Genomic DNA, 14,026 nt, shown 5'->3' with positions numbered 1-14,026 from the left:
CGCAGTCAGAACAAGGTGTCACGCACCCGCAGCGGCCGGTACCCGGTCGGGCCCAGCTGGGCCAGCTCGGCGTCGATGTCGACCTCGATCGCGCCGAAGAAGTTGATGTTGGCACTGTGCGCTGGGGAAAGATGGGCCAGGACCTCGTCATCGATACGCTGCCCGGCGCGGCGCATCTGATCGACAGCGAGCCCGTAATACTCTGTGGTCCAGGCGATCACAGCGTTGGTCGCCAAGGTCAGGCACCAGGCTTGCTCGGTCTGGTCCTCGAGATGGCGCGCCCGAATCATCCCCTCGTGGGCATAGAGCAGGTCGCGGCGCAGCGCGTGCAGCGACTCGCCCTTGTTGAGCTGCCGCGAGATCTTGCGCCGATAGTCCGGATCGGAGAGGTACCTCGCGGCGTAGATGGTGCGCCGCAGCGCTCCGTACTCCTTGAGCGCCGCGGCCAGAGTGTTCTGCCGCCCCGACGCCGACAGCTTGCCGACCAGCAGCGACGCGGTGGCGTGCCCGAACTTCAGCGATCCGGCCAACCGCAGCAGATCGTCCCAGTGCTCGGCGATCAAACCCAGGTTGGCCTTGCGGGTCATCAGCGGGCCCGCGTGCGGGAACCGGGCCTCGGCCTGCGCGCGCGGGCCCGGCCGGTACAGGGTGATCCGGCCCAGATCCCGGATCCGTGGCGAGAGCTGCATCCCGAGCAGGTCGAACAACCCGAAGTTGACCAGGGTGACCCCGTGGGTGTCGGTGGCGTGCTCGGTGATCGGCAGATCCGCGGCGTTGCCCAGGATCTCATCGAGCACGTAATGGGCTTCGCGTTTGGTCGCCACGATCACCTTGGTGCCGTAGGTGGCATGCTGATCGGTGACATGGGTGTAGGTCGACAGGCCCTCGCTGGCGAAATACCGGCTCAACGGCCTGGCCGTGGTTGATTTCCCGCGCGTCGGGAACCGCTGCCCGTCGCTCGACGACAGCGTTCCGGCACCGAACACCGCGGTCAGCGGCAGCCGCTGATGGTAGTCGATCAGCGTGAGGTTGGCCGCGCGCAGGGTCTCCTCGCGCACATACCACTCATCGGTCCAGGCCAGGATGTCGTAGGTGATCCCGCACGCCTCGGCCATCCGGGTCAACCCCAGGTTCGTCGAGTGCGCCAGCAGTACCGCGATCAGATTGCGTTTGAGCTCTGGTGTGCGGGTGGCCTGGCCGCCGGCGTGGGTGAAGCAGTCCAGGTAGCCGGTGCGCTTGTCCAACTCGATCAACAAGGAAACGATCGGCGCGAACGGCAGCATCTCGGTCAGCTCGGCCTTGAGCGCGATCGCCTCGGCGGGAACATCTTCCGCGCTTAGCGGCGAGATCACCAGATCCCCGCCCTCGTCCACCCTGACCGGGCCGTCCCCGCCGGCCAGCACCGCCTCCAGCTCACCGACCGCATCGTGCAGTTCGGCGACCACGGCCGCCAGCGCGACGCCGGGATCGGCGGATCGCCCGACCAGGCGGCAGAACTCTCCGCGTTGCGGTTCCCACTGCCCAGTGGTGAGCAGGTAGGCGGCCGGGTCGGCGTAGCGGCGCGAGCCGGGCACGAACACATCCCCACTGCGCAGCCCGTCACGCAAACCCAGCAGCACGCACAACTCCCAGTAGTGCCGATACGCGGTGGCGCTGCCCGATTTTCGGGCGGCCTCGTCGAGGTAGCCGCGCCATTTCATCGGCACGAACCCGGTCGGGGCGTCGTCGAAGACCTTGCGCCGCCCGGTCGCGTTCAGCTCCCGCAGCATGTTCACCGCGATCAGCAGCTCGGTAGCGGCGGTGCCGCCGGCGAAGCGCACCGCCTCGAGCACTGCGGGGGTGAACTGGCGCAGATAGTTGTAGGAGGAATCCAGCGCTGCCAGATGCCCGTGATCACGCGGCAACCTGGGTTCGGCCTGGGCGATCGCCGCGCGCAGGCGCTCCCACCCGATCTTCTCGCCGCGGATCAGCGCGCCGATCTCCTCATCAGCCACCGTCGGGTCGGTGACGATTTCCAGGAGATCGTCCAGCAGCGCCTGGCGGTCCTCGCCGGTCTTGCCGCGCTCGGCCAGCTGCTGCTGCATCTTCCGTTCGGCGGCACCGAACTTCGCCGAGATCGCCTGATCGAACAACGCCACGACCTCATCGAGCACATCGGTGCCCGACTGGGCCAGCACCGTGAGCAGGATCGGATACCGGCGCTGCGGATCCCGACGCTCCAGGGCTTGCGGACTCAGACGCCGGCCCATCGTGGCCAAGAACCGGCGCCGCTCGGCGGGCAGCACCGACATATCCAGCCGATCAGCACCCAAACCCCGCAGAAACCCCAGCTTGTCGACCTCAGCGCGGACCGCAGCCGCCGACGCCTCCACCGGCCCCGTCGACAGCCACCGCAACCGCGAAATCCCCAGCGACGCGTCGGTCACCAGCAAGCCGTCCAACTCCGCACACCGCGCCGCAGTGAACTCGTGAGCGAGCCGATCATAGGTTTCGGTCTGGGCCTGGTGCCGGGCGTGGGCGACCCGCTCCACCACGGTGACAGGGCCCGGCCGGATCACCTTCGCCGAGATCAGATACTCACACCCCAGCCGGAACAACAGAGTCGGCGAATCGTGCTCCATCGCCCGCGCCAGCAGGAACTCATCGAGCTCCTTGAACTCCAGCGCACCGGCCGCACGCCATCCCAGGTACCGCGCGGCCAGGCGCACATGCTCGGTGCGGGTCTTGGCTCGCCTGCCATAGGCACCGATCACCACCGGATCCACCCGCAACTGCTCGGCGATACGAGCAACCGCCACCGGTGGGGCCGTGACCAGCCGATCCGGCACGAATCCCAGCCACGGCAGCGTACACAACGCGATCGCCAAGCCCAGCCGTTCGGCCGGTCCCCGGCCGCGGCCCGGATCCACGAACGCCAGATCCGCCGACGTGAGCGTGAAGTATCGAAACAGCTCCTCGCGGCTGATCTCCGGGAATCCCCGCAGACGTTCCAATTCCTCGTCCGCGAACATCCGCGTCGCCACGAACCCCAGCCTCCACCAGCGCCGACCAACACCATCACCGGCAGCCAAGCACCAACCAGCCGACAGCGCATGCCGAACCCGAAACCCGATGCCTACCAGGCGGCTACGCCATATCCGCCTGATTTTCGGCGGATGCTACGGCTACCCCTACTGCCCAGGATGCTGGCCGGGCGCAAGTCCGGGCCGGTGTTCCTGACCGACCGCAAGGCCCGGCCCTCGGTAGCGGTCAACGATGTCGACCCGAGTACGGGGCGGGCGCGGCTGTCGTATCGGCGGGCGGCCGAGCTGTTCGAGTCGCACACCCTCGCCTTCGACGACGGCCCCTACACGCTGCACCAGCTGCGCCATTCCCGGCTGACCCACGCCGCGGAGGACGGTGCCTCGACGCCGGTGCTGATGAAACTGTCCGGGCATACCTCGGTGCGCAGCCTGGTGAAGTACGCGCGGGTCTCCGACGAGGGGCTTCGCCGGTTCCAAGCCGACAGCGACCCGTCAGCGCGCCGCCGTTCCGGTCGTTGATGCTCGGGTGGTGAGCGCGACGGCGGCGAGCAGCAGCGCCAGCATGACAGTGGCCAGGAGTAGCTGCGGGTGTAGGCCGAGGAGCAGGGGGTTGTCCGGTCGGGGTTTGTGCAAGGAGGTGCCGGGAAACAGTGGTGCAGCCAGCAGGCCCAGCCATGGCGTGGCCAGGATCGAGCAGGCCGTGATCACGGGTGTTCGTGCCCCGCTTCCGCGCTGCCACAGCAGGACCATCGCGATCACACTGAGCCCGACCGTGACGAGGATGTATTGGGCGGCATGGAGTTTCGCGTGTGGGGGCCATGCGTCGTCGCGCAGCTCGGACAGTGCTGCGGTGAGCGCTGTGGCTACGGCGACGTAGGTGACGAGAATGCGTGCAGTGCTGTGGTGACGGTTGCGCTGAGTGGTCATCTCACGAGTTCCTACAGCCCTGTAGTGGATCGGACTCCCGCCCGGAGGCCGGCAGCCGTGTGTGGCCGCGGCCTCCGGGCGGGGCGGGCCTCAGGCGCGCGCGGGCAGGAGTTCGGCGACGAGGGCTTCCACGCGAGCCTTGATTTCGTCGCGGATCGGCCGGACGGATTCGACTCCCTTGCCTGCGGGGTCTTCGAGCACCCAGTCGCGGTAGCTGACGCCGGGGAAGGTCGGGCAGGTGTCCCCGCAGCCCATGGTGATCACGACGTCGGAGGTTTCCACGGCGTCGTAGGTGAGGATCTTCGGGGTCTGGTCGGAGATGTCGATGCCGAGTTCGGCCATTGCCGCGACCGCGGCCGGGTTGATCTGATCGGCGGGTGCGCTGCCGGCGGAGCGGACCTCGATGGCGTCGCCGGCGAGGTGGGACAGGAATCCGGCGGCCATCTGGGAGCGTCCGGCGTTGTGGACGCAGACGAACAACACGCTGGGCTTGGTGGTCATGTGCGGGTGGGCCTTTCAGTGGGCGGGGAGGTCGAGTTCGGCGAGCAGGAGACGGACGCGGGTTTCGATCTCGTCGCGAATGGGCCGGATGGCGGCGAGGTCGAGGTCGGCGGGGTCGTCGATGTCCCATTCCTCATACCGGCGCCCCGGGTAGAGCGGGCAGGCATCACCGCAGCCCATCGTGATGACGACGTCGGCGGCCTGGATGATCTCCTCGGTCCACGGTTTGGGGAACTCGCCGGTGATGTCGATGCCGACCTCGGCCATCGCGGCGATCACGGCGGGATTGATCTCGTCGCCGGGTTCGCTGCCGCCGGACCACGCCACCGCGCGGTCCCCGGCAAGGTGGGTGAAGAACCCGAGGGCCATCTGGGAGCGTCCGGCGTTGTGGGTGCACAGGAACAACACCGTGGGTGTGCCGGTGTGGGCTTTGCCCTCGACGCGGGCCAGGGCGTGCAGGCGTTGGCGGGCGAAGCGTTCGGCCAGCAGCGGCAGGTAGTTGACCACGGTCGCGCGTCCGGCGAACTGGTCGTAGGAGGAGTGCAGGAACCGCTCGATGGTCTCGACGCCGAAGGTTCCGTTGAACTCACGTTGCAAGTGGGTGGCCGCGGTTTTCAGCGCGAGTTGCTGGTCGATGGTCAGGTCGTGGCGGGTGTGGGAGGGGCTGTCGGTCATGGGTGTGTCCGTTGCTCGATGGGGGTGGTGAGTTCGGTGAGCAGGTTGTTGACGCGGGTGGTGATGTCGTCGCGGACCAGGCGCATGCGTTCGATGCCGTCGATGCCGCGTTCGGAGGGTTCGTCGGTGTCCCAGTTGAGGATCCGCACCCCGTCGACCGGGCCGATGTGGGCTTCGCGGCCGAGGGTGACGACCAGGTCGACCGAGGCCAGCAGGGCCGGGTCGATCGGTTTCGGGGTCTCGCCGCTGATGTCGATACCGACTTCGAGCAGCGATTCGGCCGACAGGGCGTTGATCGCGGTGCCGGGTTTCGTTCCGGCGGAATGGACCTGCACGAGGTCACCGGCGGCGGCGCGCATCAGCCCGGCCGCCATCTGGGATTTGCCGCCGTTCTTCACGCACACGAACAGCACCGACGGGGTCGTGCTCATCGCGGCGCCATCTCCCCGGTGCCCGACGACGCCGCCGGGGAGATGGTGGCGGGGAAGCGTTTGCGCAGCGCGAGCGAGACGTAGACCAGTCCGACCAGGACGGGGACCTCGATGAGCGGGCCGACGACCCCGGCGAGGGCCTGGCCGGAGGTGGCGCCGTAGGTGGCGATGGCGACGGCGATGGCGAGCTCGAAGTTGTTGCCCGCGGCGGTGAACGCCAGGGTGGTGGTGCGCTCGTAGCCCAGACCCAGGACCGCGCCGAGGGCGTAGCCGCCGCCCCACATGATGGCGAAGTAGGCCAACAGGGGGATCGCGATCCGCACGACATCGAGAGGATGGGAGGTGATCTGGTCGCCTTGCAGGGCGAACAGGATCACGATGGTGAACAGCAGCCCGTACAGGGCCCAGGGCCCGATCTTGGGCAGGAAGGCCGATTCGTACCAGGTACGGCCCTTGGCGCGTTCACCGAAGCGGCGGGTGAGGTACCCGGCCAGCAGCGGGATGCCGAGGAAGATCAGCACCGATTTCGCGATCTGCCACGGCGAGGTGTCGATCGTGGTTTGTTCCAGGCCGAGCCAGCCGGGCAGGACCGAGAGGTAGAACCAGCCGAGTCCGGCGAACATGATCACCTGGAAAACCGAGTTCAGCGCGACCAGCACGGCGGCGGCTTCGCGGTCGCCGCAGGCGAGGTCGTTCCAGATGATGACCATGGCGATGCAGCGGGCAAGGCCGACGATGATCAGCCCGGTGCGGTACTCGGGCAGGTCCGGCAGCAGCAGCCAGGCCAGGGCGAACATCAGAGCCGGGCCGAGGATCCAGTTCAGCAGCAGGGAGCTGAGCAGGAGTTTGCGGTCGCCGGTGACGGTGTCGAGGCGGTCGTAGCGGACCTTGGCCAGCACCGGGTACATCATGATCAGCAGCCCGATCGCGATCGGCAGGCTGATGCCGTCGATCTCCACCGCCGACAGCCCGTCGCCCAGGCCGGGGATCATGCGTCCGAGCAGCAGGCCGGCGGCCATGGCCACGCCGATCCAGACGGGCAGGAACCGGTCGAGGGTGGACAGTTTGGCGACCACGGCGGGTTGGTCGGTGGTGTTCACGCTCATGCGGGGGCTCCGATCGCGGTGCCGCTCTCCACGAGCAGGACTTCCGAGAGTCGTTGCAGCGCTTCGGGGACGACGCGGTAGTACACCCAAGAGGCGCGGCGTTCGCTGTCGAGCAGCCCGGCTTCGCGCAGCACCTTGAGGTGATGGGAGATGGTCGGCTGGGTCAACTCGATGCCCGCGGACAGGTCGCACACGCAGGCTTCCTGGCTCTCGCGCGAGGCGATGGCGCTGAGCAGTCGCAGCCGAACCGGGTCCGAGAGTGCTTTGAACACGCTGGCCAGCTCGACGGCGTGGGGTTCGGACAGCGGCTCGCGCACCAGGGGCGCGGCCGAGCACGCCTGCACAGGCGTCACCACCAACTTCGACTTCGACATACGCCAATATTGACCGATATCGATACCGGGAGGCAAACGAACAGCCGGTGAACACCGGCCCGTCCGCCAGGGCTGCGGTTACCGGACCGGGGAGCGGCGTTCGAGCAGGATGGTGTCGTGCCAGACGCCGTCGCGCTGGGCGGTGCCGTTGCTGGCGGAGGACCTGCTGACGTCGGCGACCCACCACTTGCGGCTTCGGACCCGAGGTTGCGCGGTACTGTGCCGTATACCGTCCTGACCGCCTATGCCGCTCTGGCTGTGGGCGCGGGCCTGGGCAAGATGACCGGGTCGGTTGTTGGCGTGGGGAAGGTGTGAGTGGGTTATGGGTTCTGTTCACGAGGTCATCGAGGCGTTCCGGCTGGCGCCGTCGAACTCGGAGCGGGGCACCAAGTTCGAGCAGTTGATGGTCCGCTACTTCGAGTTGGATCCGATGCTGGCCCAGCAGTACGACAAGGTGTGGCGGTGGACCGACTGGCCCGACCGGGCAGGTAAACCGGATACCGGGATCGATCTGGTCGCCCGGGAGCGTGATACCGGGGCGTTGACGGCGATCCAGTGCAAGTTTTACGAGCCCACTCATGTGCTGGCCAAGGGCGATATCGACTCGTTCTTCACCGCTTCGGGGAAGAAGCCGTTCACCAACCGGGTGATCATCTCCACCACCGACCGGTGGGGCCGCAACGCCGAGGACGCCCTGCAGGATCAGACGATCCCGGTGCAGCGGATCGGGCTGGCCGAGATCGCGGAGTCCCCGATCGACTGGGACATCGCCTGGCCGGCTGGTGAGCTGCAGGTCAGCCTGTCGGAGGCCAAGCGCCACGAGCCCCGACCGCATCAGGCCCAGGCCATCGACGCCGTCTTCAACGGTTTCGCCGCCGGCCACGACCGGGGCAAGCTGATCATGGCGTGCGGGACGGGCAAGACGTTCACGGCGTTGAAGATCGCCGAACGCACCGCCGTCGAGAACGGCGGCAACGCGCGGATTCTGTTCGCGGTGCCGTCGATCTCGCTGCTGTCGCAAACGTTGCGGGAGTGGACGGCCCAGACGCAGCTGGATCTGCGGGCGTTCGCGGTGTGCTCGGACAATAAGGTCTCCCGCTCGGCCGAGGACGTCTCGGTCCACGACGTCGCGATCCCGGTGACCACGAGCTCGGCGGTGCTGGCTGCGGAGATGGAGCGCCGCCGCCATGCGGCGGGGTTGACGGTGGTGTTCACCACCTACCAGTCCCTGCCCGCCGTGGCCGGCGCGCAGGCTGAGCATGGGGTGGAGCCGTTCGATCTGGTGATCTGCGATGAGGCGCACCGCACCACCGGTGTCACCCTGGTCGGCGATGACGAGTCGAACTTCGTGCGCGTGCACGACGGCGACTATCTGAAGGCGCAGCGGCGGCTGTATATGACGGCCACGCCGCGGATCTTCGACGAGACCGTCAAGGACAAGGCCGCCGAACACTCCGCCGAGCTGTCGTCGATGGACGACGAAACCCGCTACGGGCCCGAGTTCCACCGCCTGTCCTTCGGTGCCGCGGTCGAGCGGGGTTTGCTCACCGATTACAAGGTGATCGTGCTGACCGTCGACGAAGACCTCGTCGCCGCGCCCTTGCAGCAGCAGTTGGCCGGGCGGTTCAGCGAGCTGCGGCTGGATGATGCGTCGAAGATCGTGGGCTGCTGGAACGGGCTGGCCAAACGTGCCGGGAAAACCCCCGAGGGGGTGGGGTTCCCGCCGGGGCAGCCGCCGATGCGGCGGGCCGTGGTGTTCGCCAAGGACATCGCCGCCTCCAAACAGGTCGCCGAAGTGTTTCCCGCGGTGGTGGATGCCTACCGGGAGCTGCTCGCCGACCGCGAGGACGACGGCCACGAGATCACCGCGACGAACCTGGACCTGTCCTGCTCGGTCCACCACGTGGACGGCACGTTCAATGCGCTGCAGCGCAACGCCGAGCTGGCCTGGTTGAAGGCGCCGGTGCCGGAGGGTGAGTGCCGGATCCTCACCAATGCCCGTTGCCTGTCCGAGGGCGTGGATGTGCCGGCGCTGGATGCGGTGATGTTCCTCAACCCCCGCAACTCCGTCGTCGACGTCGTGCAGTCGGTCGGGCGGGTGATGCGTAAGGCCGACGGCAAGGACTACGGCTACATCATCCTGCCCGTCGCCGTGCCCGCCGGCGTCTCACCCGCGAAGGCCTTGTCGGACAACACCCGCTTCAAGGTGGTCTGGCAGGTCCTCAACGCCCTGCGCGCCCACGACGACCGGTTCAACGCGATGGTCAACTCCATCGCCCTCAACACCAGCAGCGACGTCCAGAAAACCGGCAAAGGCAGCGACATGCTGATGGGCGGGCACATCGGGCCCGTCACCGACGACCACGAAACCCTCTCCAACAGCACCACCAACCACGGCGACAACGCAGCGGAGGGGAGTCCGGCGCCGGATGAGGGTGCTCGGATGGCGCAGCAGATGGCGTTGTTCTCCCTGTCGGAATGGCAGGAAGCGATCGTGGCGCGCATCGTCGACAAGGTCGGCACCCGCGCCTACTGGGAAGACTGGGCCGCCGACGTCGCCGACATCGCCAACACCCTCATCACCCGCATCCGCGCCCTGCTCGCCGGCGCCTCCCCCGAGGTGACCGGCGAGTTCGAGAAGTTCGTCCAAGGCCTGCGCGACAACCTCAACGACTCCATCACCCGCGAGGACGCGATCAGCATGCTGGCCCAGCATCTGATCACCAAACCCGTCTTCGACGCGCTGTTCGCCGAGCACGACTTCGCCTCCCACAACCCGGTCTCCCGCGTCATGCAGGCCATGGTCGACACCCTCGACGGCTCCGGCCTGGAAGCCGAAACCATCAAGCTCGAAGGGTTCTACGCCTCGGTGCGGGTCCGCGCCGCCGAGGTCACCACCGCCGACGGCAAACAGAAGGTCATCGCCGAGCTCTACGAGAAGTTCTTCCGGCTGGGCTTCCGCAAACAATCCGAAGCCCTCGGCATCGTCTACACCCCCGTCGAAGTCGTCGACTTCATCCTCCACGCCGCCGACCAAGCCTCCCGCGACGCGTTCGGTCGCGGCCTGACCGATCAAGACGTCCACATCCTCGACCCCTTCACCGGCACCGGCACCTTCCTGACCCGGCTACTGCAATCCGGACTCATCACCCCGAAGGATCTGGCCCGCAAATACGCCGGTGAGCTGCACGCCAACGAGATCATGCTCCTCGCGTATTACATCGCCGCGGTGAACATCGAAACCACCTACCACGCGATCCTCGGCAAAGAAGCGGCCGCCGAGTACAGCCCGTTCGAGGGCATCGTGCTCGCCGACACCTTCCAGATCACCGAGAACGGCGACAGCCTCGACTCGATGATCTTCCCCCAGAACAACGAACGCATCACCCGCCAGAACGCCACCCCGATCAACGTCGTCATCGGCAACCCGCCCTACTCGGTCGGGCAAACCTCCGCCAACGACCTCAACGCCAACATCTCCTACCCCACCCTCGACGCCCGGATCGCCGACACCTACGCCGCACGCTCCACCGGAACGAACAAGAACAGCCTCTACGACTCCTACCTGCGGGCCTTCCGCTGGGCCACCGACCGCATCGGCAACAAAGGCATCGTCGCCTTCGTCTCCAACGGCGGCTGGATCGACGGCAACACCGCCGACGGCATCCGCCTGTCCCTCGCCGACGAATACTCCCGCATCTACGCCTACAACCTCCGCGGCAACCAACGCACCGCAGGCGAACTGTCCCGTAAAGAGGGCGGCAAGATCTTCGGCTCCGGCAGCCGCAACACCGTTGCCATCTTCATCGGCATCAAGAACCCCGCCCACACCGGCCCCTGCCAGATCTACTACCGCGACATCGGCGACTACCTCACCCGCGAAGACAAACTCCGCATCATCGCCGATAGCACCCTCACCAGCATCGACTGGCAGACCATCACCCCCAACACCCACGGCGACTGGGCCAACCAACGCAACGACGAATACCAGGCCTGGCCAGCCATCGGGGAGAAAAACGCCTCCCGGGAACAGGTCACCGTCTTCTCCAACTTCTCCCGCGGGCTTGAGACGACCAGGGATGCGTGGGTGTACAACTACTCGCGTACCAATCTGGCCGCGAACGTGCAGCGGCTCATCGGCAACTACAACGACCAGCACATCCCGTTCGCTGACTACTGCCGTACCGCAGGGGTCACCCGGCCGAACGAAGCCGCCGTCACGGACTACCTGACCGCCAACCCAACTGCAGCGCAGGCTGACTACATCAAGTGGTCGCGCAGTCTCCGCACCCACCTTGCCCGTCGCACGCAGGTCACATACCGGACCGAAGGCCATACCGTCAGCCTCTACCGGCCTTTCGCTAAACAGCACACCTACTTCGACAAGCACCTCAACCATGAGCGGTCGCAGCTCCCGTCGATGTTCCCGACCCCGCATCACAAAAATCTTGGCTTTTACCAGGTGGGGAATGGCTCCGCTGTGCCGTTCTCGGTGCTCATGCTCAACATGCTTCCTGATCTCCATGTCACAGGAGCGGGAAGCGGTGGTCAGTTCTTCCCCCGTTGGACCTACGAGAAGGTCGTCACCCCCGAGGGGGAGCTCGACTTCGGTGCCGCGACGAGCAGCGATATCGATGACTACGGCTTCCGCAGAATCGACAACATCACCGACGGGATCCTCAAGCTGTATCGCGATGTGCTCGGCGACGAGGTCAGCAAGGATGACATCTTCTACTACGTCTACGGCCAGCTCCACGATCCGACCTACCGGCAGACCTACGCCGCAGACCTGAAGAAGATGCTGCCGCACATCCCCACCCCGACCTCACGGGAGCGGTTCGAGCAACTCGCCGATGCCGGCCGCCAGCTGGCGGACCTGCACACCAGCTACGAGACCGTGGAGCCGTATCCACTGGATGTCCAGGTCAAAGCCGCCGACCCGGACGATCGGGAGACCTGGCGGGTGTCGAAGATGAAGTGGGGCAAGAAGAAGGACCCCGCGACCGGCAAGAACGTCGAGGACCGCACCACCATCGTCTACAACCCGAAGGTCACCATCACCGGGATCCCGGAGGACGCCGACCGCTACGTACTCGGATCCCGGTCGGCGTTGGCGTGGGTCATCGACCGTTACCAGGTCAAGACCGACCCAGCGTCGGGAATCGTGAACGACCCCAACGACTGGTGTGACGAACACGACACCCCCACTTACATCGTCGACCTGATCAAACGGGTGACCACGGTCGCCGTCGAGACGATGAGAATCGTGGACTCGCTTCGCTGAACGACGCCGGTACCTGCCCGTAAGGGGGTGTCAGCTCAGAGGCTGCGATCCCGCCGCCGCCGTGCTGCCCGGATTTCTGTGTCGGCGACTTGGTCGGCGAGCAGGGCGTAGATCTGGGTGGTTTCGGTGGAGGCGTGCCCGAGGCGTTTGCGGACGACTTCGATGGAGACGCCGGCGTTGATGAGTTCGGTGGCGTGGGAATGCCGGAGCTGGTGGATGTCGATGTCCACCCCGGCCGCGGCGCAGTAGCGGCTCCACCGGTGGTGGGCGGCGGAGTAGGAGAGCGGTCCGCCGCGGCCGTTGATGCTGGCGCGGAACATGGGTCCGGCGGTGTAGCCGGTGCGGTCGAGGTAGAGCCGCAGCATGGCAACGTAGCCGCGGTCGTCGAGCAGGACGGTGCGTACGGTGCCGCCCTTGCCGTGCAAGCGGACGTGTTCATCGTCCAGGCGCAGGTCGAAGTCCTCGACGTAGAGCTCGCAGACCTCACTGGCCCGGGCGCCGCAGACGTAGGCGGTCTCGAACAGCACCCGGTCCCGCAGCACGTCGAGGGCGACATCTTTGCGGGGCCGGCGAGCGCAGATCGCGGCGAACACCTTGGCGATGTCGGCCGCGGGCGCCGGGCGGGGCAGGGTCTTGGGGACGGTGATGGTGTCGACCTTGTCCATCGGATTCGCGGCCAGCAGGTCGTGGCGAACGGCCCACCGGCAGAACGCGGCGACCGCGGCCCGCTTGCGCTTGCGGGTGGCCGGCGCCAGATCCGCGATCCCCGACAGGAACCCGCGCACCGCCGCCACGGTCACCCCGTCGATCCCGCCGTCGACGTGTTCGGCGAAGCCGGTGAGGTCGCCGCGGTAGGCGCGCAGGGTGTTGGCGGGCCGGTTGGCGTTGGCGAGGTCGGTGAGGAACTGCTCGATGTGCACCGCCAAGGGCAGTGTCGTCTCGTCGTCGATGTCGGCCGTCGTCGCGCCCATCTCGCTCCCCTTCGCCGAGGTTGCCCGATAACCAGGAATCGAACGTCTCGCGCCGGGAGGTGTTGTGCCAGCTCGCCGGAGCCGTTCCGAGCCTATCTTGCCCGATAACGTCAGTTATCAGGCAAAGTCGGAGACACGGTTGCGTCGACGAGCTGCTAGCCTCCAGCTACCGCCAGCTCGGGCGCGGTTGCCGCCATCGTCGGGCAGCCTCACCGCCACGGCCACTCTGGGCCAGAGCGCAACCCACTAACCTGCCGATTAGCAGTTCCCTACGGGCGAGCTGAGGCGGCCGCCGCCCGGTGGCCTCGACCGCGGGCAGCTCGCACGCTGCGGCGACCGAGGCCAGCAGCCCGGTTGCGCCCCTGGTCTCTACCGTGCGCTCCGCGCGCCCGAGCAGGCTCTGATTCACGGTCCGGCAGATCCACCGTGCGTCGGGCGCGGCCCCAACCGCTGGACCGCACAAGGAGAACAACGTGTTCACATTCGACAAACTGGTGCTGGAATCGGTGAAGGAGTCGCTGCACAAGGTCCTCGCCGACAGCGGGATCCTCGAGGAGGTCGCCAGGGAGATCCAGCCGGAGATCGACCGGAGGACTGCCCAGTTCCGGAAGGGCATACAGTGCCGTGAGATCGAGCTGAGGTTCTTGCGGGGCCACCACGGCGAGTAGTGGGCTGTACAGGTGGTGCGTGTCTGCCTAACTCGGAGCATGCACCACCGGGTAGCTCGGTCCTCG

General features: G+C 67.0%; 11 protein-coding genes. 3 read left to right on the top strand and 8 right to left on the bottom strand.

Going from position 1 to position 14,026, the window contains the following annotated elements:
* Positions 1-5: 5 nt before the first annotated feature.
* The gene (locus CRM89_RS29790; RefSeq protein WP_011212398.1) at positions 6-3,023 is read right to left on the bottom strand and encodes a Tn3 family transposase; all 3,018 of its coding nucleotides are present in this window, start codon (positions 3,021-3,023) and stop codon (positions 6-8) included.
* A 132-nt stretch (positions 3,024-3,155) separates the two neighbouring features.
* Between CRM89_RS29790 and CRM89_RS29785 the strand changes: the two genes are divergently transcribed.
* A complete protein-coding gene (locus CRM89_RS29785; RefSeq protein WP_228811414.1) occupies positions 3,156-3,542 on the top strand; it encodes a site-specific integrase in 387 nt (128 codons plus the stop codon).
* Here CRM89_RS29785 and CRM89_RS29780 read toward each other — a convergent pair.
* The 6 genes from CRM89_RS29780 to CRM89_RS29755 all read right to left on the bottom strand — a co-directional run bounded on the left by CRM89_RS29780 (position 3,516) and on the right by CRM89_RS29755 (position 7,037).
* Positions 3,516-3,950 (bottom strand): DUF6640 family protein, encoded by a 435-nt coding sequence (locus CRM89_RS29780; RefSeq protein ID WP_011212396.1) that lies wholly within the window; start codon positions 3,948-3,950, stop codon positions 3,516-3,518. The genes CRM89_RS29785 and CRM89_RS29780 overlap by 27 nt on opposite strands.
* Before the next feature lie 90 nt (positions 3,951-4,040).
* Positions 4,041-4,451, bottom strand: a complete 411-nt coding sequence (locus tag CRM89_RS29775) for an arsenate reductase ArsC (protein ID WP_011212395.1) — start codon at positions 4,449-4,451, stop codon at positions 4,041-4,043.
* A gap of 15 nt (positions 4,452-4,466) precedes the next feature.
* Positions 4,467-5,126 (bottom strand): arsenate reductase ArsC, encoded by a 660-nt coding sequence (locus tag CRM89_RS29770; protein ID WP_011212394.1) that lies wholly within the window; start codon positions 5,124-5,126, stop codon positions 4,467-4,469.
* Positions 5,123-5,557, bottom strand: coding sequence for a low molecular weight phosphatase family protein (locus CRM89_RS29765; protein ID WP_011212393.1), 435 nt, complete (start codon positions 5,555-5,557; stop codon positions 5,123-5,125). Before CRM89_RS29765 ends, CRM89_RS29770 begins: the two co-directional genes overlap by 4 nt.
* Positions 5,554-6,663 (bottom strand): ACR3 family arsenite efflux transporter, encoded by a 1,110-nt coding sequence (arsB, locus tag CRM89_RS29760; RefSeq protein ID WP_011212392.1) that lies wholly within the window; start codon positions 6,661-6,663, stop codon positions 5,554-5,556. Before arsB ends, CRM89_RS29765 begins: the two co-directional genes overlap by 4 nt.
* Positions 6,660-7,037: a helix-turn-helix transcriptional regulator gene (locus CRM89_RS29755; protein WP_011212391.1), complete on the bottom strand. Its 378-nt coding sequence runs from the start codon at positions 7,035-7,037 to the stop codon at positions 6,660-6,662. Before CRM89_RS29755 ends, arsB begins: the two co-directional genes overlap by 4 nt.
* Positions 7,038-7,359: 322 nt before the next feature.
* On the opposite strand from CRM89_RS29755, the gene CRM89_RS29750 reads away from it, so the two are divergent.
* Positions 7,360-12,321 (top strand): DEAD/DEAH box helicase, encoded by a 4,962-nt coding sequence (locus tag CRM89_RS29750; protein WP_011212389.1) that lies wholly within the window; start codon positions 7,360-7,362, stop codon positions 12,319-12,321.
* A gap of 35 nt (positions 12,322-12,356) precedes the next feature.
* Here the strand turns inward: CRM89_RS29750 and CRM89_RS29745 are convergent, their stop codons facing one another.
* Complete coding sequence (locus tag CRM89_RS29745; protein WP_011212388.1) at positions 12,357-13,292, bottom strand: tyrosine-type recombinase/integrase; 936 nt, start codon at positions 13,290-13,292, stop codon at positions 12,357-12,359.
* Between the two features lie 473 nt (positions 13,293-13,765).
* Between CRM89_RS29745 and CRM89_RS30205 the strand changes: the two genes are divergently transcribed.
* Positions 13,766-13,960, top strand: coding sequence for a hypothetical protein (locus CRM89_RS30205; protein WP_041561586.1), 195 nt, complete (start codon positions 13,766-13,768; stop codon positions 13,958-13,960).
* Positions 13,961-14,026: the final 66 nt, after the last annotated feature.

Origin of the sequence: Nocardia sp. FDAARGOS_372 (assembly GCF_002554515.1) — a bacterium.
Taxonomy (GTDB): Bacteria; Actinomycetota; Actinomycetes; order Mycobacteriales; family Mycobacteriaceae; genus Nocardia; species Nocardia farcinica.
Note: the sequence above shows the minus strand (reverse complement) of the source record. Positions and strands in the feature narration are given on the sequence as shown.

What these genes read in the sequence shown, in the direction of transcription:
- CRM89_RS29775 (WP_011212395.1), bottom strand. Translation starts at nt 4,451, where the DNA reads ATGACCACCAAGCCCAGCGTGTTGTTCGTCTGCGTCCACAACGCCGGA.
- CRM89_RS29765 (WP_011212393.1), bottom strand. Translation starts at nt 5,557, where the DNA reads ATGAGCACGACCCCGTCGGTGCTGTTCGTGTGCGTGAAGAACGGCGGC.
- CRM89_RS29750 (WP_011212389.1), top strand. Translation starts at nt 7,360, where the DNA reads ATGGGTTCTGTTCACGAGGTCATCGAGGCGTTCCGGCTGGCGCCGTCG.
- CRM89_RS29770 (WP_011212394.1), bottom strand. Translation starts at nt 5,126, where the DNA reads ATGACCGACAGCCCCTCCCACACCCGCCACGACCTGACCATCGACCAG.
- CRM89_RS29755 (WP_011212391.1), bottom strand. Translation starts at nt 7,037, where the DNA reads ATGTCGAAGTCGAAGTTGGTGGTGACGCCTGTGCAGGCGTGCTCGGCC.
- CRM89_RS29785 (WP_228811414.1), top strand. Translation starts at nt 3,156, where the DNA reads ATGCTACGGCTACCCCTACTGCCCAGGATGCTGGCCGGGCGCAAGTCC.
- CRM89_RS29780 (WP_011212396.1), bottom strand. Translation starts at nt 3,950, where the DNA reads ATGACCACTCAGCGCAACCGTCACCACAGCACTGCACGCATTCTCGTC.
- arsB (WP_011212392.1), bottom strand. Translation starts at nt 6,663, where the DNA reads ATGAGCGTGAACACCACCGACCAACCCGCCGTGGTCGCCAAACTGTCC.
- CRM89_RS29745 (WP_011212388.1), bottom strand. Translation starts at nt 13,292, where the DNA reads ATGGGCGCGACGACGGCCGACATCGACGACGAGACGACACTGCCCTTG.